Raw genomic sequence first — 20,735 nt, 5'->3', positions numbered from 1 at the left:
ACGCTACTTGCGATGCGATTCCTGCCACTTGTCCAGCGAAACCAGCACCCTGTCGAGCAGGATGTGCAGGTGCTCCCAGTCCTCGCTGCTCAGATCCGCGAACATCTCGCGCTCGAGCCCGCGGCCGATCTCTTCGCCTTCGCGCCACACCTGCATGCCGATCTCCGTCAGCGCGAGATGCTGCTGGCGGTTGTCGTTCACGTTGGGGCTGCGCGTGATGAGGCCGCGATCCTCGAGGAACGCGATGTTCTTCGACAGCAGCGTCTTGTCGAGGACCAGCATGTTGCCGAGGTCTTTCGCCGTGATGCCCGGGTGATCGTGAACGAGCCGCAGCACGCGCAGCTCGCGGACGCCGAGCCCGAAGGCCTTCTTGTAGTACGTGTTGCCCGCCTTGATCGAGATGGTCTTGATCAGGTCCAGCTTGTAGGTGAGATAGGGCGCGTTGGTGTCGTTCATCATGATGCGTTGCCGGCACGATGTCGCCCGGAATGCTCCGTTGGCGTTAAAAAAGGGCAACTCCATTATGACGGAGTTGCCCCGGCCGGAACAGCGCGAGCCGTGAATAGCTGGCCTCAGCGCAGGAACGATTCCGCAAGGGCGACCCAATATGCGGCCCCGACCGGGAGGTTGCGGTCGTCGAAGTCATAGTGGGGGTGGTGGACCATCGGCGTGTCGCCGTTGCCGATGAAGCAGTAGGTGCCCGGCTTGCGCTGCGCGAAGAAGGCGAAGTCCTCGCTGCCCATGAAGCGCGGCCCGTCGGTCACGACCTTGTCGGCCCCGAGCAGCTCCTTTGCCACGTTGGCGGCGAACGCCGTGTGCTCGGCGTCATTCACCAGCACGGCGCCGGGCGTGCCTTCGCGGAGTTCCCAGGTGACGCCGTAGCACTCGGCCTGCGCAGCGGTGATCGAGCGCACCTTTCCGAGCACCAGTTCGCGCGTCTCGGGGCGGCTCGAGCGGATGCTCAGGCGCAGCAGGGCGGACTGCGGGATGACGTTGCCGGCGTCGCCGGCGAGGAATGCGCCGACCGATACGACCGCGGAATCGAGCGGCGCGACGTTGCGGGACGTGATCGTCTGCAGCGCCATTACGAGCGACGCGCCGGCGACGACCGGATCGATGCTGCGTTCGGGCATCGAACCGTGGCTGCCCTTGCCGGTGAGTTCGATCTCCCAGTTATCGACCGCCGCCATCACCGGGCCGGTCGTGAAATGGATCTTGCCCAGCTCGAGCCCGGGCATGTTGTGCATGCCGAACACGGCGTCCATCGGGAAGAGCTCGAACAAGCCGTCCGCGATCATCGCCAGCGCGCCGCCCATCACTTCCTCGGCTGGCTGGAAGATCAGGCGCACCGTGCCGTTGAACTTGCGGGTACGTGCCAGGTGCTGTGCCGCACCGAGCAGCATCGCGCTGTGGCCGTCGTGACCGCAAGTGTGCGAGCGCCCCTCGACCATGCTGCGGTGATCCCCGGCTGCCTTCTCGGCAACAGGCAGCGCGTCGATGTCGGCGCGCAGGCCGATCGCCTTCGTGCCGTCACCGGCGCGCAGGGAGGCGACGATGCCCGTCTTGCCGATGCCCGTAGCGACGTCGTAACCCCACGAGCGGAGCAGGCTCGCGATGTATTCGGCAGTGTGGCGCTCCTCGAAGGCCAGTTCCGGATAACGGTGCATGTGGTGGCGCCAGCCGGTGATCTGTTCCCGGTCGTTCGAGAGTTCTTGCAGCAGCGTGTTCATGACTTCACCTCTGTAGGTGGCAGGGGGTGGCTTTCCAGCTTCCGGGTCGTGAGGTCGTGTCAGGCGGGGACCGGGGAGGGGTTGGGGGAGAAGTCCCCGCCTGCACGAAACCGGTGTGGTGCTCAGTTTTTCTTTGCGGCCGGCACGCAGATCAGCACCGAGACGATCGCAATCACGCAGGCGACGACGCCGGTCATGATCCCGCCGAATGCGGCGCTTGCGAGCCCGTCGGGGTTGGTCGAGATCATCGTGCCGTACACCACTGTGGCGATCGCCAGTCCGAAGCTGCCACCGAGCGAGCTCGCCATCTTGTAGATGCCGGATGCCGAACCGGCCTTTTCCGGGGGTGCTTCGCCGACCGCGATGTTGGTCGAAGGGGTGGCCGAGACGCCGAAGCCCAGACCCATCAGCGCAAGGCCGACCGCCACCAGCACGAGATACAGGGTGCCGTCGATGAAGGTCAGCGCCTGCAGGCCGATACCGATTGCCGCGAGCGTGCAGCCGACAAGCATCGGGCTGCGTGCGCCGAACTTGCGGCCGATCTTCTCGCCGACGCGGATCATCACGAGCGTCGCAGCGGTGTAGCCGAGGGTCAGCATGCCGGCATCGAAGGGAGTGAGGCCGCGGCCCTGCTGCAGGTAGGTCATCAGGATCATCAGGCTACCCAGCGTCGAGTTCAGCATGAAGTTCGAGATCACGGCACCGTTGTAGGAGCGGCGGTTGAGCAGCGAGAGATCGACCAACGGCGACTTGCGGCGTTTTTCGTAGATGGTGAAGGCGAGCAGCACGACGAAGGCGATGACGAAGCCGCTGACGATCAGCATGTCGGTCCAGCCCAGCGAACGGCCCTTGGTGATGCTCAGATTCAGGGTCAGCAGGCCCACGACCAGCAGGGCGAGGCCGATGAAGTCGAAGCGCTGGTCGCGCGGCCCGTGCTCGTTCTTGCTTTCCGGCGTCTCGGCCATCGCGTACAGGGCGATCAGCGCGACGGGGATCACGAGCCAGAAGGACCAGCGCCAGCCGAGGTAGGACGCGACCGCGCCACCGAAGATGTTGCACAGGCCACCGCCGCCCCACGACGAGATCGACCAGAAGCTCAGCGCGCGCAGGCGTTCCGGGCCGGTGTAATAGGCATTTACCAGCGCCAGCGTGGAAGGCATGATCATCGCGGCGGCGATGCCCTGTAGCGCGCGGCCGATCGTCAGGATGGTGGTGTTTTCGGCGAGGCCGCACACTGCGGCGCCGATCATCGCAACCACCAGGCCCGCGCGGGCGACCTTAACGCGTCCGATCTTGTCGGCGATACTGCCGGCCGGGACGATGAAGACGCCCGACATCAGGGCGGTGATGCTGATCGGCAGGCCCAGTTCGTCGGCCGTGATGCCGAAGGCGCTGCTGATCGTCGGCACCAGGGCCGTGATAGCGAGTGCAAAGAGCCAATAAGTCGATACGCCGAGACACATGCCCAGGATCAGGCGATTGGTACCCCGGTAACCGGATGCCAGGGCATCTACTGACGCCCGGGTCGTGGCTAGTGCATTGGACATGATGCTCACCTTTAGTTTTGGCTGACTCGATTCGCTGCCGATGCGTGCGGCGCTTGATGCGCTGGTGCAGTCGGCGCTCGGGTGTCGAGGCTTAAGTTGCATGCTTCAACAGTTGCAAAACTAAACCAACAAGTTGCACGAAGCAACTAATAGTGAGTATGTGTTGACAATTGTCAAAAGAGCGTGCGGCGGCGTGGGGGCACGAACGGGTGGCGCAGGTCGTGGATAGGCGTCGAGCCGTCCCTGACCGCAGCGAGAAGAGGCTCGGCATTCGTGCCCGAAAGGCGTGGGACCTGGCGGCGCTTGAGGGCTTGCCGGCGGAAGAGGGAACCGCGTGCGGGAATGAAACGCGCGGGTGGTGCAGGCGCCGGAGCGGGCGCCTGCAAGGTGGGCTCAGGCCGCTTCGAAATGCTCCAGCATGAGCTGCAGGCTGGTGACGCCGTTGTATTCGTTCGGCGCCAGCCGGAAGGCCGCGCGGATCTGCTGCGGCGCGCCCTCGGCGAAGTTGAAGCGGATGCCGTCGAAGCGCACGTTGTTCTTCGACAGCTGAAGCTTGAGGTGCTTGTCCTTCAGCAGGCGCTGGTTGTCGACGCGGAACACGTCGTCGAACAGCGGTGCCGGGAAGCCTTGGCCCCAGATGTCCTGCTCGATCAGCCGTGCGGCTTCCAGGCTCATGTAACCGGTTTCGAGCGGCCCGTCGGTGTCCAGCGTGCGCGTCAGGTCGGAGGGTGCCACAAGGGACTGCACCGTCTCCTCGAACACGCGCTGGAAGCGGTCGTAGTCCGTCTCGCGGATCGTCAGGCCCGCGGCCATCGAGTGTCCGCCGAAGCGCAGGATCAGGTCCGGGTGTTGCTTGCTCACCAGATCGAGGGCGTCGCGCAGATGCAGGTTCTGGATCGAACGGCCGGAGCCCTTCAACTGCCCCTCGTCGCCGCGGGCGAAGGCGATCACCGGGCGGTGCAACCTCTCCTTGATCCGGCCGGCGACGATCCCGATCACGCCCTGGTGCCAGTCCGGCTCGAACAGGCTGACGGTGGCGCAATTGCCCGGATCGAACTCCGCCAGGCGCACGAGCGCTCCTTCCTGCATGTCCTGCTCGATGCTGCGCCGTTCGCGGTTGAGCCGATCGAGTTCCTGCGCGATGTTGAGTGCCCGGCCCATGTCGTCGGTGATCAGGCATTCGATGCCGAGGCTCATGTCCGACAGGCGGCCAGCGGCGTTCAGGCGCGGACCGAGCCCGAAGCCCATGTCGAAGGTGCTCGCACGCGTGGCGTCGCGGCCGGCGACAGAGAACAGCGCGCGGATGCCGGGCTGCATGCGGTCGGCGCGCATCCGCGCGAGGCCTTGCGACACGAGGATGCGGTTGTTGTGGTCGAGCTTGACGACGTCCGCGACCGTGCCAAGGGCCACGAGATCCAGCAACTCGCCGAGGTTCGGCTCCTGGCGCCCGGCAAACGCGCCGCGTTCGCGCAATTCGGCGCGCAGCGCGAGCATGGTGTAGAACATCACGCCGACGCCGGCGAGCGACTTGCTCGGGAAGTCGCAGCCGGGCTGGTTCGGGTTCACGATCACGTCGGCGTCGGGCAGCGTGTCGCCCGGCAGGTGGTGATCGGTGATCACCGTCGCCATGCCGTAGCTGCGCGCCGCAGCGACGCCCTCCACGCTGGCGATGCCGTTGTCGACGGTGATCAGCACGTCGGGCTCCATGCGTGCGGCCAGCTCGACGATGGCGGGCGTCAGCCCGTAACCGTACTCGAAGCGGTTCGGCACCAGGTAGCCGACGTCCGCACCGAAGGCCCGCAGGGCCCGCACACCCACTGCGCAGGCGGTTGCCCCGTCGCAGTCGTAGTCGGCGACGATCACCATGCGTGCGCCGGCCTCGATTGCATCGGCCAGCAGCTCGGCCGCTTCGCGCGCCCCCTTCAGGGCCGCGGGCGGGAGGAGCGCCTTGAGCGAGTAGTCGAGCTCTTCGCGGCGCGAAATGCCGCGCGCGGCGTAGATGCGGGCCAGCAAGGGGTGGGTGCCGGCGTCGATCAGGCGCTGCATGGAGCGGGGCGGGATCGCCCGCGGCTGGATTCGGGTCATCGTGTGCCTGGGGCGTGAGGAGGGGCGAGGTCGGCCGTGCCACCCGGCAGCGCCGCGGCTGCGGGTGCGATCGACTTCAGCAGGGTGTCGAGCGAGAGGGGCTTGCGCCAGAATTTCCATGCGTCGGTGGCGCGCAGCTCGAGCGTGAGCGTTCCGCGGTCGCCCGGCGCGGTGAGCTTCAGTGCGCGCAGGCGCTTGCCGCGCAGGGCCGCCGCGAGCGGCGCGAACCAGTCCTGCTCCAGCATCGTCAGCCGCTTGCGCCAGCTGTCGATGTCGAGATGCCGCGCAGGGAGCTGCAGATCTTCCAGCACGACCAGCGAGTCGCCTTCCAGGGCCTTGGCGCAGTCGGGCGCGCCAACGGTGGTTCCGGCGGCGAGGGCGAAGCCGCGCACGAGCGGGTCGGCGGTCTGGACCATGCTCGCGCCCGGTTGCGCGGCGGCGCGAAGCGTGCCCGCGCCCCAGAACCACAGGCTGTTCGCCGGCCTGCGACCGGCCGCCTCGCGCGCCTGATTGACCGGATGGTTGTGCAGCACGACCTGCAGCTCGTTCATCGTGCGCTGCCACAGGCGCGCGTCGTCGCCTTCCGGAAGGAAGTCGCGGATGGGGCGGCCGACAACGTCGTGCAGGGGAAAGAAGCGCGTGCGGGTCGGCGCCTTCAGGCGCAGGTACCAGCGGTTCGGCGTCGCAGCCTCGAAGCTTCCGAGGTCGCCGAAGGTGTCGTTCAACTCCGCGACGAGCGCCGCAACCTCTTCCGGCCGCAGCTCGTCGGCCGGAAATTCGCCGAGCAGCAGGTGCTCGCGTGCGAACGAGAGGTTGACCGGGTCGGCGCACAGCCAGTCCGTGTCGGCTGCAGCTGCGGGGAGCGCGGGTTCGCCGAGCCGGCGCAGGGCGGCGAGGGGAAGCGCTCCGGCATCGGCAGGGTAGCCCATCAGACGCGCGAGCTGCGCATCGAGCGGCTCGAAGGGCGCGAAGCTGCGCCGTCCCCGGCCGAGCAGCCATGCGAGCGAAGTCAGTTGGAGGCCCGAGGCGGGCCCGAGGGCGGAGACCGCCGGCCAGATCAGGCCGGGGACGACAAGATGAATCTGCATGGGACGCCGGGTGAAAATCCGCGGCGCAGAGTCTAGCACACCGGCCCGTCCCGCCCGAGCGCGGCACGCCGCGCGCAGGCGGAGTCCGGGGGGCTTAAGCCTTCTTCGCCCAGGCCATGCAATAGCCGTTCGGAGAGATCTCGGTGTCGTTGGGGAAGACCTTACAGCCACCCGGGGCGGTCGGCGAGGCGCCCGGGACGAACAGGTTGCAGTTTTCGCACTTCTTGTCGCCTTCGGGCGTGTCCTTGTATTTCATCGAAGTGCGAATGCCTTCGTTCTTCGCTGCCAGGGCGACGATCGGAATCATTGCGAGGGTCATGCCACCCATCTTCAGCATGTTGCGGCGGGACTGATTCATCGGACTCTCCTGTTATCGCCCAGGTCGGGCGATATGTATTATCCATATGGAATTTATATATTCCAATTGAATTGAATGTCGAGTCGCCCGCATGCGCGTGGTGCAGCGCTATCAGCCGGGTGATCTGCCCCGGAAACGATGCGGGCGCCGCGGGACCATCGGTGCTGGTCCGGGGCGCCCGTCAGGTATCGGGATGCGCTTGCGGCATCCGCCGCGGCTTACTTCCCGCGAACGAGGACCAGCGAGGTGGTCGCGAGGCGAACCAGGTCCTCCGCGACGTTGCCGACGAACAGGCGCGCGAAGCCGCGGCGCCCGTGCGTTCCGGCGACGATCACGTCAGCCTGCCAGGCATTGGCGCCCTCGACGATCCACTCGGCAACGCGCTTGTGCGCCAGTTCGATCTTGTCGTCGCTTTCGAGCAGCGCCGAGTCGGCCAGCACGCCGGCGTCGGCGGCCTTCTTTACCGCGGCTTCGAGCAGGGCGTTGCCGGCCTTGCGCATCGCTTCCTCGACCTGCGCGACATCGAGCAGGGCCTCCAGCCCGACCGTGCTGCGCACCGGGGCTTCGTCGGCGACGTGCACGATGCGCAGGGCAGCTCCCAGAGCCTTGGCGAGCGTGATTGCTTCGTCCAGGGCGGCATTGGAGGTCGCGCTGTCATCGACCGCGACCAGAATCCTCTTGTACATGTGATGCTCCGATGAATACGGGATGATGGGTTTTCGCGCAGGGCCGGCGCCGCCCGCTAACGGGGCGCCGGCCGCTGTCGCCGACCTTTACGGCGTGGGTACCAGCAGGGTGAAGGGCGGCACGTACGCCTGCAGGGTCACCAGCAGGCCGACGAGGATGGCCAGCGCGATCGAGTGGAAGAACACGTAGCGCAGGATGTCGCCTTCGTGGCCAAACCAGCGGGTGGCGGTACTCGCCACGACGATCGATTGGGCATCGATCATCTTGCCCATCACGCCGCCGGAGCTGTTCGCCGACGCCATTAGGATCGGGTTCAGCCCGAGTTGTTCCGCCGTGACCTTCTGCAGGCCGCCGAACAGCACGTTTGCCGCGGTGTCCGAACCGGTCAGCGCCACGCCCAGCCAGCCGAGCAGGGTGCCGAACAGCGGGTACAGCGCGCCGGTGTTGGCGAAGGCGAGGCCCAGCGTCGCGTCGAGGCCCGAGTAGCGGGTGAGGTAGCCGAGGCCCAGCATGATCACGATGGTCAGCAGCGACATCTTCACCAGCTTGATCGTGCGCCAGTAGACACCGAAGAGCTGGCCCAGGCTGAACTTCATCAGCAGGCCGGAGACGATCGCGGCGATGAAGATGCCGCTACCGGTCGCCGACAGCCAGTTGAAGGTGTACACCGCCGCCTCCTTGTGCGGGGCGGCCACGACCGGCGGAACCTTCTCGATCAGGTTGTGCAGGCCGGTGAAGGGGATCTTGAACACCGAGAGCGTGTCAAGCCACTTCTTGAAGTCCGGGATGCCCCAGATGAACACGAAGACGGTGAGAACAACCCAAGGCATCCATGCGGCGATGATGGCGCGGCGGTCGGGGCGCACGTTCGACGCGGGCGTGGCGGGCTCCTGCGGCACCTGGCTCGCCGAGTCGTCCTTGCGGCCCTGCAGCGCGGTCGAGGTCCACACCTTCTTCGGCTTCCACACCTTCAGGAAGAGGATCAGCGTCACCATCGATACGATCGCCGCCACCACGTCCACCAGCCAGGGACCGTGGAAATTCGACACGAGGAATTGCGGGATCGCGAACGACACGCCGGTCACGAGGATTGCGGGCCAGATCTGGATCATGCCGCGGAAACCGGCGAATGCCCAGATCAACCAGAACGGCACCAGCACCGAGAAGAACGGCAGCTGACGGCCGATCATCGCGGAAAGCTGATGGAGGTCGAGGCCCGTGACGGCGGCCAGCGCGATCACCGGCGTGCCGAGTGCGCCATAGGCCACCGGTGCGGTGTTGGCGATGAGGGCGAGGCCCGAAGCGGCCAGCGGCGAAAAGCCGAGGCCGATCAGGATCGCGCCGGTCACGGCGACGGGGGTGCCGAAGCCCGCGGCGCCCTCGAAGAACGCGCCGAAGCTGAACGCGATCAGCAGCAACTGCAGGCGGCGGTCATCGGTGATGCCGGTGAGGCTTTGCTGCAGCACCTTGAACGATCCGTTCTCGGTCGTGAGCTGATGCAGGAAGATGATGTTGAGCACGATCCAGCCGATTGGCAGCAAGCCGAACATGGCGCCGTACAGCGTGGCATTGCCTGCCATTGCGGCCGGCATCCCGAACACGAAGATCGCGATCAGGAGTGCGCTGCCCAGGCCCAGTGCGGCGGCGACGTGGGCTTTCATGTGCAGGAAACCGAGGCCGACGAGCATCACGACGACGGGAATCGACGCGACTGCGCTGGAGAGCCAGATGTTGTTGAATGGATCGTAAAGCTGTTGCCAGACCACGTTGGTGTGCCCCCTTAATTGTTTGAAGGACCGTGAACGTCGTTCCCGGTGCGCGGCAAACGATACGAAGAAGTTGTCTGACAAGCTACGGGGGTATTCCCTGTCGGGGGAAACCCCAATGGAATTCCGGCCTGCTCGTGGGGCGGCGGACACGCGAGTTCCCAATTCCGCCGCGCACAGGGCACAATGCCGGGTTTCCCGAAAAAGCAGACGGTTTCCGCCCCAAGCTATGCGATACGAATTACTGGTTGGGCTGCGTTACACGCGGTCGCGAAAACGTGCGCAGGGCCGCAATCGCTTCATCTCCTTCATTTCGCTCGTGTCGATGCTGGGCACTGGCCTGGGCGTTGCGGCGCTGATCGTCGTGCTGTCGGTGATGAACGGTTTCCAGGAAGAGTTGCGCACGCGCATCCTGGGGGTCGCGTCGCACATCCAGATATCGGGCCCCGGCGGCGAGCTGGAATCGTGGCAGCAGGTGGCGGACGACGCGAGCCGCCATCCGGACGTGCGGGCAGCGGCGCCGTATGTGCAGGAACAGGCCATGCTGTCCTTCGAGCAGGCGGTGCACGGCACGCTCGTGCGCGGGGTGCTGCCGGACGCCGAGGACAAGGTCGCCGACTTCGCCCGCCACATGCGCGCGGGCAGCTTCGGCGCGCTGCAGCCCGGGCGCTTCGGCATCATCCTCGGGCGCGACCTGGCGTTCGCGCTGCGCGTGCAGGTCGGCGACAAGGTGACCCTGATCGCACCGCAGGGACTCGTGACGCCCGCCGCAGTGCTGCCGCGCGTCAAGCAGTTCGAAGTGGTGGGCATCTTCGAAGCGGGCATGTACGAATACGATTCCGGACTGGCGCTGGTGCATATGCAGGACGCTCAGGTGTTGTACCGGCTGGACGAGCGCGTGAGCGGCGTGCGTCTCAAGCTCGACGATCTCTTCGCCGCGCCGCGCGTGGCGCGGGAACTGGTCGGATCGATGGAGGCGGACCTCGCCGTGAGCGACTGGACGCGCAGCCACGCCAACTTCTTCCGTGCCGTGGCGCTGGAGAAGACGATGATGACGATCATCCTCTTCCTGATCGTCGCGGTCGCGGCCTTCAACATCGTCTCGACGCTGGTGATGGCGGTGCAGGAAAAGTACGCGGACATCGCCATCCTGCGCACGCTGGGCGCGAGCCCGGGCTCGATCATGGGGATCTTCGTGCTGCAGGGCGCGATCATCGGACTCGTGGGCCTCGCGGGCGGCGTGATCGGCGGCCTGCTGCTGGCCAACAACCTCGACGTGATCATCCCCGCGCTCGAGACCCTGACCGGCGCGACGCTGTGGAACAAGGAAATCTATTACATCAGCGAGCTGCCGTCGAAGGTGCTGACGTCGGACGTCGTCACTATCGTGTCCGTGTCCTTCGTCCTGACCCTGGTTGCGACCCTGTATCCGAGCTGGCGCGCGAGCCGCGTCAATCCGGCGGAGGCGCTGCGCTATGAGTGAGCCGATGAACGAAACCGTGCTGGCCTGCCGTGGCCTGACCAAGAGCTTCCGCGAGGGCGCCGACGCCGTGCGGGTGCTACACGACGTGACGCTGGAGGTGAAGCGCGGCGAGCGGCTGTCCATCGTCGGGGCCTCCGGTTCGGGCAAGAGCACGCTGCTGCATCTGCTGGGCGGGCTGGACGTGCCGGGTGCGGGCTCCGTCGAGCTGATGGGGCGCGAGTTCTCCCGCATGTCGGACGCCGAGCGGGGGGCGGCACGCAACGAGAGGCTGGGCTTCGTGTACCAGTTCCATCATCTGCTGCCCGAGTTCTCGGCGCTCGAGAACGTCGCGATGCCGCTCTACATCCGGCGCCTGGACCGTGCCGAAGCGGAAGCGCGCGCCGAAGCCATGCTCAAGGAAGTCGGGCTCGGCCACCGCCTAGACCACGCACCGGGCGAACTCTCGGGGGGCGAGCGCCAGCGCGCCGCGATCGCGCGGGCTCTGGTGACGCAACCGGCCTGCGTGCTGGCGGACGAGCCCACCGGAAACCTGGATCGCAAGACTGCCGAGGTGATCTTCGACCTGATGCTGAGCCTCAACGAGCGGCACGCGACCAGCTTCGTCATCGTCACGCACGACGAGGGGCTTGCACGCCGCACGCAGCGCACCCTGCGCCTCGAGGACGGACGCCTGCTCTGATCGCGTGCGGCGGCTGCCTGGCGGCTTTCAGGAGCCGGAGCTGCGCCGCGCGCGGCGGCCGTGCCAGGCGCGGATCAGCCACACGCGCCAGGCCGCCTTGACGCCGATGTAGCCGACGAGCGAAAAGATCGCCGCGAGCACGATCAGCCCCAGCGCCAGGGGCTTGCCCAATCCCACCATCCAGTCCGCCAGCGCGCCCAGCCATTGGGCGAACTGCAGTTCGCCCATGTCCGGCGGCTGCACGAAGCCGTTGGTGCTCATGCCCATCACGCGGCTGCCGACGCCATATGCGAGCACATACAGGGGCACGATGGTGAGTGGATTGGAGTACAGCGTGGTCACCACCGCGAGTGGCAGATTGACGCGAAACATCACGCATCCTGCTGCTGCCGCGAGTGCCTGGAAGGGGCCTGGAATCAAGCCGCAGAACAGGCCCAAAGCGATCGCTCCCGCAGCGGAGTGGCGATTCAGGTGCCACAGGCGCGGGTGGAGCAGGGAGTTGGCGAAGGGGCGCAGCCAGCGGTTGCTGTGCACCGATTCGTGATTCGGCAGGAAGCGTTTGATCGTGTTGCGCATTCTCGCTGTGGGCGTCGAAGTCCTGTTTGTCGTGGCGACGGCCGTCCGGATCGCTCGGCGCGCGGCCCTTGCCCGCGCTCGCTTCTGCGCGCATGATCCGGGTTTATGCAAATGGCAATTTTCGCGTTCGCTGCGGGCGTCTGGGCCGGGCAGTACCAGGCGCAGTTGCCGTCGCATTCCTGGCTCGCCGCACTATCGGGCGGTTTGACCGTCATCTGCGTCGTCGCGTTTCAATGGTACAAGTCCGGTGTCGCGCGCGCGAACCTGTTTCGCGCACTGATCGTGGCGATTGCGCTGGCCATCGGGTTCGCGTGGTCGAGCTGGCGTGCAGTGTGGCGGCTCGCCGACGAACTGCCAAGAGCCGTCGAAATGCGCGACGTGGAGCTGACGGGTTTCGTGGCCGAGTTGCCGGAGCCGGGCGGGCAGGGGGTGCGCTTCGTCCTTCAGGTCGAAAAGGCGTCCGCCGCTGTCCCCGAACGCGTGCTCCTGTCGTGGTACGCAGGCGAACGGGGTGAGGGCGCGGTGCCGTCGCTGCGGCCCGGCGAGCGCTGGCGCTTTACCGCCCGTCTCAAGCGGCCCCACGGCCTCGCGAATCCCGAACTTTTCGATTACGAGGCGGCGTTGCTCGAACGCGGAATTCGCGCCACCGGCAGCGTGCGCGCCTCGCCCACGCCGGTCCGTATCGACGAATTCGTGGTACGGCCGGCAACGCTCGTGCACCGCCTGCGCGACGCCATCCGCGCGCGTTTCAACGCCGCGCTGCCGGGTGCCGACTATGGCGGGGTGCTCGTCGCGCTGGCCGTGGGGGATCAGCGTGCCATCCCCGACGAGCAGTGGACCGTGTTCCGCAACACCGGGATCAGTCATCTCATAAGCATATCCGGGTTGCATGTATCGATGATCGGCCTGCTCGTCGGCTGGCTTGCCGGAAAGGCATGGCGCCGGTCGCAGCGGCGGATGTTGCGGGTTCCGGCCATGAAGGTGGCCGCAGCCAGCGGGCTTGCCGCAGCGGCCGTCTATGCGGTCCTTGCCGGCATGGGCATCCCCACGCAGCGCTCGCTGATCATGATCGCCGTAGTCGCGGTGGCGATCCTCGGCGGGCGGGCGCCATCCGGCGGTATCGTGCTCGCGCTCGCATTGCTGTGCGTGCTCCTGTTCGATCCGTGGGCGGTGCTGGCGGCGGGGTTCTGGTTGTCCTTCGGCGCCGTCGCTATCCTGATGTTTCTCCTCGGCGGCCGCGTCCGTGCGGAGAAGGGTTGGCGCGCGGCGGTGGCGGGCCAGCTCGGCATCACCCTCGCGATGATCCCAGGGTTGGTCATCCTGTTCAATGGCTTCTCCATGGTTTCGCCGCTCGCCAATGCACTGGCGATCCCGCTGGTGAGCTTCGTCATCACGCCGCTCACGCTGCTGGCCGTCGTCCTGCCCTTCACGAGCCTGCTGGAGCTGGCGCACTGGTTCTTCGGCGTGCTGATGGTGGTCCTCGAATGGCTGTCGGCCCGGCCCTTCGCGATGTGGTCGCAGGCCGCGCCGCCCGGCTTCCTCGCGGCAACGGCGCTCATCGGCGTCGGGTGGCTGATGCTCCCGCGCGGCACGCCGGGACGTGCGGCGGGGGCGCTGGCCATGCTGCCGATGCTCGCATGGGTGCCCGAGCGACCCGCTTACGGGGCGTTCCGCATGACCGTGCTGGATGTCGGCCAGGGGACGGCGGTGCACGTCCGCACGGCACGTCACGAACTCGTCTACGACACCGGGCCGGCCTACCGTCAGGGTGGAGACGCGGGGATGCGGGTCCTGCTTCCGTATTTCGGTGCCGCAGGTGTCAGGCGCATCGACCGCCTCGTCGTCTCGCACGACGACCTGGACCACTCGGGCGGCCTCGCGACCCTGCTCGCCGCCGGCGTCGTGAGCGGGGTGATGGCCAACTTCGATCTGCCTGCGCCTTCGGACGGTCGGCTGCAACCGCCCCGGCGCCCATGTCTGGCGGGCGACGGCTGGTCCTGGGACGGTGTGGACTTCCGTGTCCTTCATCCCGACGAGAGGGAACTCGACACGAGTTCGGACAACGACGCCTCCTGCGTGCTGCGAATTTCCGCGCATGGCGGCTCCGTGCTGCTGGCAGGCGACATCGAGCGTGCCGCCGAGCGGCGTCTGCTCGCCCGGGCGGGCGAATCTCTGGGCAGCGCCGTCGTGGTCGTGCCGCACCACGGGAGCAAGTCCTCGTCCGGCGAGCCGTTTATCGCGGCCGTCGCCCCGCGTGCAGCGATCCACTCGGCGGGCTACCTCAATCACTTCCATCACCCGCATCCGGGCGTGCTGGAGCGCTGGTCGGCGGCGGGTGCGACGAACTGGCGCACCGACGGGCAGGGCGCGATCCTTGTCGATGTCGGTGCGCGCGGAATCGAGATCACCTCCTGGCGCGATGTTGCGAGGCGCTACTGGTACGGGAGGTAGGCGTTCGTCCTGTTACACTTGAGAGCCCTGCCGAGCACACCGGGATTCCGATTCAATGAGTCTGCTAGATACCCTGCGCCGTCTGCTGAGGCCCGAACCGCACCCTTCGCGCGCCGTGCAGCCCGTGGTGGACCGGCCGTGGCATGGCGTGCGAGAACGCTCGGTGCAGTGCATCGGTCCGCACGGGTTTCATCGCATGGCGTATGTGGAATGGGGCGACCCGGCCAACCGCAAGGTGCTGGTCTGCGCGCACGGTCTCACGCGCAACGGGCGCGACTTCGATTTTCTCGCCCGGGCACTGGCGGACGACTACCGCGTGGTGTGCCCCGACGTGGTGGGGCGCGGTCGCAGCGACTGGCTCGGCGTGAAGTCCGACTACGGCTTCCCGCTGTACGTTGCGGATATGGTGACGCTGCTGGCGCGGCTGGATGCCGACACGGTGCATTGGGTCGGAACATCGATGGGCGGGATCATCGGCATGCTGCTCGCCAGCAGGCCGCACACGCCGATTTCGCGGCTCGTCCTCAACGACGTCGGGCCGGTGATCACGGCGGCCTCGCTGCGACGCATCGGCGAATACGTCGGGAATGCGCCGAAATTCGGCAGCATGGCCGAGGCCGAGGCCTGGATCCGCGTCGTGAGTGCCCCCTTCGGTCCGCTCACCGACGATCAGTGGCAACACCTCACGCGTTATTCGGTGCGTCCCGTCGAGGGAGGTTTCGCGATGGTGTACGACCCCGGGCTGGGCGATGTCTTCCGCGCGGCACCCGTCGTGGTCGATGTCGATCTGTGGGATGTGTACAAGGCGATCCAGTGTCCGACGCTTGCGATTCGCGGCGCCGAATCGGATCTGCTGACCCCCGAGACCTTCAGCCGGATGGGCGACACCGGGCCGCGGGCGCGCCTGGCCGAGATACAAGGGGTGGGGCACGCGCCGGTGCTGATGGACCATGAACAGATCGCGCTGGTGCGCGATTTCCTGCTCGAACGATGAGGCGCACGGTGCAGGAGGCGGGCACACGATGAGCAGCATCTCGACGCTCGACTGGGTTGCGCTCGGCTGGTTTCTCGCGGCCTGGGCGGGCTATGGGTGGCTATCGGAAAACAGCCGCTGGTCGCAGCGCGGCCTGATGGGCGTAAGCCATCGCTTCCGGCTCGACTGGGCGCGCGAGATGCTCGCACGCGACATGCGCGTCAGCGATGCGGCATTGGTGGGCAACCTCATGCAGAGCGTGTCCTTCTACGCGAACACCACGATCTACATCATCGCCGGTCTGCTCGCCGTGCTCGGGGCGCTCGACCAGGCGATGCGCTTCACCGCCGACCTGCCTTTTGCGCGCGCCACCTCGCGCGAGCTGGCCGAACTGAAGCTGCTGCTGTTGCTGACCGTGTTCGTCGTCGCCTACTTCAAGTTCACGTGGTCGCTGCGCCAGTTCAACATGCTCTCCATCCTAATCGGCGCGAGTCCGACGAATCCCGACGGGGCAGGGCATGAGCGCATGGTGCAGCGGGTCGCGATGGTGAACTCGCTGGCCGGCGACGAGTTCAATCGCGGTATCCGCGCCTACTATTTCGGGCTTGCGGCAGTTGCCTGGTTCATCCAGCCCTGGCTCTTCCTGTTCCTGACCGCGCTGGTGGTCGTGGTGCTGTACCGTCGTGACTTTGCTTCGTCGGTACTGGTGGTGCTCGACCGCGACGGCGCCTGAGGCGGCCGCGCCCGGCCCGGACGAATCAGTCGTCGCTTGCCGGGCGCGCCAGTCTCAGTGCAGGTGGCGGGGCGCCTGTTCGCCGTGCTCGTCAGGCATCTCCGCGTGCACGATCTCGCCCTCCGGTGAGGGGTAGAGCGGTGCACCGCAGTCATCGCAGTATTCGAGAGGGAAACGGTGCTCGAGGTTCACGATTTCGGTGACGCCGCAATCGCGCAGCACCGCCTCGATTTCGGCGTGCGAGTCGGTCGTCTCGTCTTCTGCGCCGAGCAGCGGCCACACAACGCCGTGAACGACTTCTTCCTTGCCACGCAGGGTCAGCCCGACGCGGTACTCCTCGAGTTCGCGGTCGTAAAAGGGCGCGATCACGGCGCGGACGTTCGCGGCCGGCGTATCCAGCTCGGCGCCGAGGAAGGCCACCGAGGCGCGGATCGCATACGGGCGGCTGTCCTTGTCGGCCTGGCGGCTGGCAGCGAAATACGCTTCCGGCAATACGACTTCCATTGCACAGCCCGGCAGCAGGGGGGTGAGGCAGGCACCACCCTGCATGCGCCACTGCGTCATGCATTGCTCGCGCGTACGGTCGGACTGTTGCCAGGCGAACAGCGCCTCGCCCTTGGGTACGGCGATTGCGGCGAGCAGGTAACGCGTGTCGGACAGGAACTGCGCCGTTTCGGGCATACCTTCGGTGTCGATGCGCAGGTCCTTCCCGGCGACGGCAGCACGCCCTAGCTCGGCGGCGAACGCGGCAGTGGCGCAGTAGCCCTGTGGCAGCTGGTCGGGGCTGAAGAGGAAGTCGGCCAGCGCCAGTTTCACTTTGTCGGCGAGGACGTGGGCCTGCAGGTGCACCCGCAAATTCGCCAGAACGGCCGCGGAAACGGTGCTGGACGGGATGCGATAGCGCGACCATGCCAGCACCGGTGCGGCGATGAGCAGGATGTCGTGATCCGGGGAGATGCCGGACGCGCTCTCCGCACGCGACTCGATGTAGTCGGCGAGTTCGTCGTAGGCGCGCGGGTCGGCGGCGTACAGATGGTCGAGCGCAGCATTCAGGGTGTCTTCGCCGCCTTCCTCGAGAATGCGGTCGAGGCTCTCGCACAGCAGCCGGTCCCAGTAGCGGTCTTCCGCGCGGCTGCCGGATTCGGCAAGGCCCGTTGCGAGCCAGATCAGGTTTTCGGCGTCGCGGCCCAAACCACCGCGGCGTTTTTGACGGGGTCTCTTCATGGAAATTCCTGTTTGGGGGATCTTGCAGCGCCTGCGCAGTTCAGTACGCAGGTTTGTTGAGCCTTACGGCCTGTAGGATGGTAGCCGAAATCTCCTCGATCGATTTCGTCGTCGAGTCGAGCCAGGGGATGTTCTCGCGGCGCATCAGCTTCTGCGCAGCCTCGATCTCGAAGCGGCAGTTCTCGATTGCGGCGTATCGGCTGTTCGGGCGGCGCTCCTGGCGGATCTGCGAAAGGCGCTCGGGCGCGATCGTGAGGCCGAACAGCTTGCCACGGTGGCGGTGCAGTTCGCCGGGCAGCTTGTTGCGCTCGAAGTCCTCGGGGATGAGGGGGTAGTTCGCGGCCTTCACGCCGAACTGCATCGCCAGATAGAGGCTGGTGGGCGTCTTGCCCGAGCGCGACACGCCGACGAGGATCACGTCCGCGTCGGCGAGTTCTCCGTCCGTCGAGATCCCGTCGTCGTGCGACATGGCGAAGTTGATCGCCTCGATCCGCGCCTTGTAGTCCTGGCTCTCGGCGATGCCGTGGAAGCGTCCCACCGTGTGGGTCGAGCGCTGGCCGAGTTCGGCCTCCAGCGGCACGATGAACTGCTCGAAGAGGTCAACGAACAGGGCATCGACGTCGCGTAACCCGCTTTCGGGGTGCGGATTCACGAGCGTGCTGAAGACGATCGGGCGGACGCCGTCGGCCGCCCGTGCCTCGCGGATCTGCCGGGCAGCGTCGAGTGCCTTGTCGAGGTCGTCGACGAAGGGGATGCGGACCTGGCGCAACCCGGAATTCGGGAACTGCGCGAGCAGGCTGTGGCCCAGCGTTTCGGCCGTGATGCCGGTGCCGTCGGAGATGAAGAATACGGTCCGGGGAGGATTTTCGCTCATGGTGGGGGCCAAAGATCGTTACATACGGGAAAACCTGTCATGCGGCAAAGCAGCAAAATTCGCTAAAATCACATTTTGCTTTCTCCCCAACGAAACCGGAAGGCCATTCATGACCCGTTATGTCATCCCCTTCACTGAACTGCGCATGTCGGACGTAGAGCAGGTCGGTGGCAAGAACGCCTCGCTCGGCGAGATGATCAGCCAGTTGCCCGCCAGTGTGCGGGTTCCTGGCGGATTCGCCACCACTGCCGATGCGTTCCGCGAGTTCCTCGCCCATCAGGGGCTCGCGGAGAAAATCCGCGCTGCGCTCGATGCGCTGGATGTGGATGACGTCGAAAAGCTGGCGAAGACCGGCGCGCAGATCCGCCAGTGGGTTGTCGACACCCCCTTCCCGGCCAAGTTGGAAGAGGAGATTCACGCAGCGTACAACGCACTGACCGCGGAAGGCGAGGGCAGTTTCGCGGTGCGCTCGTCGGCGACCGCCGAGGACCTGCCGGACGCGTCGTTCGCCGGCCAGCAGGAAACCTTCCTGAACATCCACGGCTACGAGAACATCCTGCACGCGATGAAGGAAGTGTTCGCGTCGCTGTATAACGACCGTGCGATCGCCTACCGCGTGCACAAGGGCTTCGCGCACGCCGACGTGGCGCTGTCGGCCGGCGTGCAGCGCATGGTGCGCTCGGATACCGGTGCCTCGGGCGTGATGTTCACCATCGACACCGAATCGGGCTTCGACAACGTCGTGTTCATCACGGCCTCCTACGGCCTTGGCGAGACCGTCGTGCAGGGCGCGGTGAATCCGGACGAGTTCTATGTGCACAAGCAGACGCTGGCGCAGGGCAAGCCCGCGGTGATCCGCCGCAACCTCGGCTCCAAGCTGATCAAGATGGTCTTCGCCGACAAGAAGGAAGCCGGCAAGTCGGTGCGCACCGTCGACGTGCCCGAGGCCGACCGCGTCAAGTTCTCGCTGACGAACGAGGACGTGCTCGAACTGGCGCGCTACGCCGTGGTGATCGAGCAGCACTATGGCCGCCCGATGGACATCGAATGGGGCAAGGACGGCCAGGACGGCAAGCTCTACATTCTCCAGGCGCGCCCCGAGACGGTGAAGAGCCAGTCCAACGGGCTGGTGATGGAGAAGTACCGCCTCAAGCAGTACGGCAAGGCGCTGACGCACGGCCGCGCGATCGGCCAGAAGATCGGCGTCGGCACCGTGCGCGTGGTTGCCGATGCGTCCGAGATGAGCCGTGTGCAGGCGGGCGACATCCTCGTCACCGACATGACCGACCCGAACTGGGAGCCGGTGATGAAGCGCGCCAGCGCGATCGTCACCAACCGCGGCGGCCGCACTTGCCACGCAGCGATCATCGCGCGCGAGCTGGGCATCCCGGCCATCGTCGGTTGCGGCAACGCGACCGAAGTGCTGTCGGAAGGCGACTCGGTGACCGTGTCGTGCGCCGAGGGTGACACCGGCTACGTCTATCGCGGCAAGCTCGATTTCGAGGTGATCACGACGGACATGGGCAACCTGCCCGAGATCCCGGTCAAGATCATGATGAACGTGGGCAACCCGGAGCTCGCCTTCGAGTTCGCGCAGATCCCGAACGGCGGCGTCGGCCTTGCGCGCCTCGAGTTCGTCATCAATAACATGATCGGGATCCACCCGAAGGCGATCCTCGAACTGAACCAGGTCCCGGCCAGCCTGCGCGACGAGATCCTGCGCCGGTCGCGCGGCTACGCGACGCCCAAGCAGTTCTTCATCGAGAAGCTGGTGGAAGGCGTGGCGACGATCGCTGCGGCCTTCTATCCGAAGCCCGTCATCGTCCGCATGTCCGACTTCAAGTCGAACGAGTACCGCAAGCTCCTGGGTGGCGAGATCTACGAGCCGGAGGAAGAAAACCCGATGCTGGGCTTCCGCGGCGCCTCGCGCTACATCGCGCACAGCTTCCGCGACTGCTTCGAACTCGAGTGCATCGCGATGAAGAAGGTGCGCAATGAACTGGGGCTGACCAACGTCCAGATCATGGTGCCCTTCGTGCGCAACGTCGAGGAGGCCGCCGGCGTCGTCGACCTGCTCGCGCAGCATGGCCTCAAGCGCGGCGTGAACGATCTCAAGCTCATCATGATGTGCGAGATTCCGTCCAACGCCCTGCTGGCCGATCAGTTCCTCGAGCACTTCGACGGCTTCTCGATCGGCTCGAACGACCTGACCCAGCTCACGCTGGGCCTGGACCGCGACTCGGGCCTGGTCGCCCATGCGTTCGACGAGCGCGACCCCGCCGTGAAGCAGCTGCTGTCGATGGCGATCAAGTCCGCCAACCGGCTCGGCAAGTATGTCGGCATCTGCGGCCAGGGGCCGTCGGACCACGCCGATTTCGCCGAGTGGCTGATGGACGAGGGCATCCAGACGATCTCGCTGAACCCGGATACGGTCGTCGATACCTGGCTCAAGCTGTCCGAGCACGCGGGCAAGTAAGACCG

17 protein-coding genes are annotated in these 20,735 nt (G+C 66.4%); 6 read left to right on the top strand and 11 right to left on the bottom strand.

What is annotated here, in order from left to right:
• Window positions 1-3 precede the first annotated feature (3 nt).
• The 8 genes from U5817_RS14560 to U5817_RS14525 all read right to left on the bottom strand — a co-directional run bounded on the left by U5817_RS14560 (window position 4) and on the right by U5817_RS14525 (window position 9,261).
• Complete coding sequence (locus tag U5817_RS14560) at window positions 4-459, bottom strand: MarR family winged helix-turn-helix transcriptional regulator (protein ID WP_407277808.1); 456 nt, start codon at window positions 457-459, stop codon at window positions 4-6.
• Between the two features lie 113 nt (window positions 460-572).
• Complete coding sequence (locus U5817_RS14555) at window positions 573-1,730, bottom strand: M20 aminoacylase family protein (RefSeq protein ID WP_407277807.1); 1,158 nt, start codon at window positions 1,728-1,730, stop codon at window positions 573-575.
• 122 nt (window positions 1,731-1,852) lie between these two features.
• Window positions 1,853-3,277 carry an MFS transporter gene (locus U5817_RS14550; RefSeq protein WP_169131144.1) on the bottom strand — a complete coding sequence of 475 codons (1,425 nt, stop codon included), beginning with the start codon at window positions 3,275-3,277 and terminating at the stop codon, window positions 1,853-1,855.
• A 393-nt stretch (window positions 3,278-3,670) separates the two neighbouring features.
• Entirely contained in the window at window positions 3,671-5,362 is a 1,692-nt protein-coding gene (recJ, locus tag U5817_RS14545; RefSeq protein ID WP_407277806.1) for a single-stranded-DNA-specific exonuclease RecJ, read from the bottom strand.
• Window positions 5,359-6,450 (bottom strand): hypothetical protein, encoded by a 1,092-nt coding sequence (locus U5817_RS14540; protein ID WP_407277805.1) that lies wholly within the window; start codon window positions 6,448-6,450, stop codon window positions 5,359-5,361. Before U5817_RS14540 ends, recJ begins: the two co-directional genes overlap by 4 nt.
• Before the next feature lie 94 nt (window positions 6,451-6,544).
• A complete protein-coding gene (locus tag U5817_RS14535) occupies window positions 6,545-6,808 on the bottom strand; it encodes a high-potential iron-sulfur protein (RefSeq protein WP_169131150.1) in 264 nt (87 codons plus the stop codon).
• 218 nt (window positions 6,809-7,026) lie between these two features.
• Window positions 7,027-7,494, bottom strand: coding sequence for a universal stress protein (locus U5817_RS14530; protein WP_169131153.1), 468 nt, complete (start codon window positions 7,492-7,494; stop codon window positions 7,027-7,029).
• 87 nt (window positions 7,495-7,581) lie between these two features.
• Window positions 7,582-9,261, bottom strand: a complete 1,680-nt coding sequence (locus U5817_RS14525) for an L-lactate permease (protein WP_407277804.1) — start codon at window positions 9,259-9,261, stop codon at window positions 7,582-7,584.
• Window positions 9,262-9,490: 229 nt separating this feature from the next.
• On the opposite strand from U5817_RS14525, the gene U5817_RS14520 reads away from it, so the two are divergent.
• Together U5817_RS14520 and lolD are read left to right on the top strand one after the other, a co-directional pair.
• Entirely contained in the window at window positions 9,491-10,744 is a 1,254-nt protein-coding gene (locus U5817_RS14520) for a lipoprotein-releasing ABC transporter permease subunit (protein WP_407277803.1), read from the top strand.
• Complete coding sequence (gene lolD / locus U5817_RS14515) at window positions 10,737-11,423, top strand: lipoprotein-releasing ABC transporter ATP-binding protein LolD (RefSeq protein ID WP_407277802.1); 687 nt, start codon at window positions 10,737-10,739, stop codon at window positions 11,421-11,423. Before U5817_RS14520 ends, lolD begins: the two co-directional genes overlap by 8 nt.
• 27 nt (window positions 11,424-11,450) lie before the next feature.
• Here the strand turns inward: lolD and U5817_RS14510 are convergent, their stop codons facing one another.
• Window positions 11,451-11,999 carry a DUF2062 domain-containing protein gene (locus U5817_RS14510; protein WP_407277801.1) on the bottom strand — a complete coding sequence of 183 codons (549 nt, stop codon included), beginning with the start codon at window positions 11,997-11,999 and terminating at the stop codon, window positions 11,451-11,453.
• A 111-nt stretch (window positions 12,000-12,110) separates the two neighbouring features.
• Here U5817_RS14510 and U5817_RS14505 point away from each other — a divergent pair, with 111 nt between their 5' ends.
• From U5817_RS14505 to U5817_RS14495, 3 genes are read left to right on the top strand one after another with little or no spacing between them, the layout of a single operon-like run.
• Window positions 12,111-14,450: a DNA internalization-related competence protein ComEC/Rec2 gene (locus U5817_RS14505; RefSeq protein WP_407277800.1), complete on the top strand. Its 2,340-nt coding sequence runs from the start codon at window positions 12,111-12,113 to the stop codon at window positions 14,448-14,450.
• A gap of 55 nt (window positions 14,451-14,505) precedes the next feature.
• Window positions 14,506-15,444 (top strand): alpha/beta fold hydrolase, encoded by a 939-nt coding sequence (locus U5817_RS14500; RefSeq protein ID WP_407277799.1) that lies wholly within the window; start codon window positions 14,506-14,508, stop codon window positions 15,442-15,444.
• Between the two features lie 28 nt (window positions 15,445-15,472).
• A complete protein-coding gene (locus U5817_RS14495; protein WP_169131164.1) occupies window positions 15,473-16,156 on the top strand; it encodes a DUF599 domain-containing protein in 684 nt (227 codons plus the stop codon).
• Between the two features lie 54 nt (window positions 16,157-16,210).
• Here the strand turns inward: U5817_RS14495 and U5817_RS14490 are convergent, their stop codons facing one another.
• Window positions 16,211-17,380: a DUF2863 family protein gene (locus U5817_RS14490; RefSeq protein ID WP_169131166.1), complete on the bottom strand. Its 1,170-nt coding sequence runs from the start codon at window positions 17,378-17,380 to the stop codon at window positions 16,211-16,213.
• A 40-nt stretch (window positions 17,381-17,420) separates the two neighbouring features.
• Window positions 17,421-18,254, bottom strand: a complete 834-nt coding sequence (locus tag U5817_RS14485) for a pyruvate, water dikinase regulatory protein (protein ID WP_169131168.1) — start codon at window positions 18,252-18,254, stop codon at window positions 17,421-17,423.
• 109 nt (window positions 18,255-18,363) lie between these two features.
• On the opposite strand from U5817_RS14485, the gene ppsA reads away from it, so the two are divergent.
• Window positions 18,364-20,730, top strand: a complete 2,367-nt coding sequence (gene ppsA / locus U5817_RS14480) for a phosphoenolpyruvate synthase (protein WP_407277798.1) — start codon at window positions 18,364-18,366, stop codon at window positions 20,728-20,730.
• The last annotated feature ends 5 nt before the right edge of the window (window positions 20,731-20,735 follow it).

The organism is Aromatoleum evansii, from assembly GCF_045689615.1.
Lineage (GTDB): Bacteria > Pseudomonadota > Gammaproteobacteria > Burkholderiales > Rhodocyclaceae > Aromatoleum > Aromatoleum evansii.
The sequence above is the reverse complement of the archived record's forward strand: the minus strand, read 5'-3'. Positions and strand labels throughout refer to the sequence as shown.

Bases quoted from the DNA above. Each gene is read 5' to 3' on its own strand.
- U5817_RS14555 (WP_407277807.1), bottom strand. From the start codon at position 1,730: ATGAACACGCTGCTGCAAGAACTCTCGAACGACCGGGAACAGATCACC.
- ppsA (WP_407277798.1), top strand. From the start codon at position 18,364: ATGACCCGTTATGTCATCCCCTTCACTGAACTGCGCATGTCGGACGTA.
- U5817_RS14495 (WP_169131164.1), top strand. From the start codon at position 15,473: ATGAGCAGCATCTCGACGCTCGACTGGGTTGCGCTCGGCTGGTTTCTC.
- U5817_RS14535 (WP_169131150.1), bottom strand. From the start codon at position 6,808: ATGAATCAGTCCCGCCGCAACATGCTGAAGATGGGTGGCATGACCCTC.
- U5817_RS14500 (WP_407277799.1), top strand. From the start codon at position 14,506: ATGAGTCTGCTAGATACCCTGCGCCGTCTGCTGAGGCCCGAACCGCAC.
- U5817_RS14510 (WP_407277801.1), bottom strand. From the start codon at position 11,999: ATGCGCAACACGATCAAACGCTTCCTGCCGAATCACGAATCGGTGCAC.
- U5817_RS14560 (WP_407277808.1), bottom strand. From the start codon at position 459: ATGATGAACGACACCAACGCGCCCTATCTCACCTACAAGCTGGACCTG.
- U5817_RS14550 (WP_169131144.1), bottom strand. From the start codon at position 3,277: ATGTCCAATGCACTAGCCACGACCCGGGCGTCAGTAGATGCCCTGGCA.
- U5817_RS14520 (WP_407277803.1), top strand. From the start codon at position 9,491: ATGCGATACGAATTACTGGTTGGGCTGCGTTACACGCGGTCGCGAAAA.
- U5817_RS14540 (WP_407277805.1), bottom strand. From the start codon at position 6,450: ATGCAGATTCATCTTGTCGTCCCCGGCCTGATCTGGCCGGCGGTCTCC.
- U5817_RS14485 (WP_169131168.1), bottom strand. From the start codon at position 18,254: ATGAGCGAAAATCCTCCCCGGACCGTATTCTTCATCTCCGACGGCACC.
- recJ (WP_407277806.1), bottom strand. From the start codon at position 5,362: ATGACCCGAATCCAGCCGCGGGCGATCCCGCCCCGCTCCATGCAGCGC.
- lolD (WP_407277802.1), top strand. From the start codon at position 10,737: ATGAGTGAGCCGATGAACGAAACCGTGCTGGCCTGCCGTGGCCTGACC.
- U5817_RS14505 (WP_407277800.1), top strand. From the start codon at position 12,111: ATGGCAATTTTCGCGTTCGCTGCGGGCGTCTGGGCCGGGCAGTACCAG.
- U5817_RS14490 (WP_169131166.1), bottom strand. From the start codon at position 17,380: ATGAAGAGACCCCGTCAAAAACGCCGCGGTGGTTTGGGCCGCGACGCC.
- U5817_RS14530 (WP_169131153.1), bottom strand. From the start codon at position 7,494: ATGTACAAGAGGATTCTGGTCGCGGTCGATGACAGCGCGACCTCCAAT.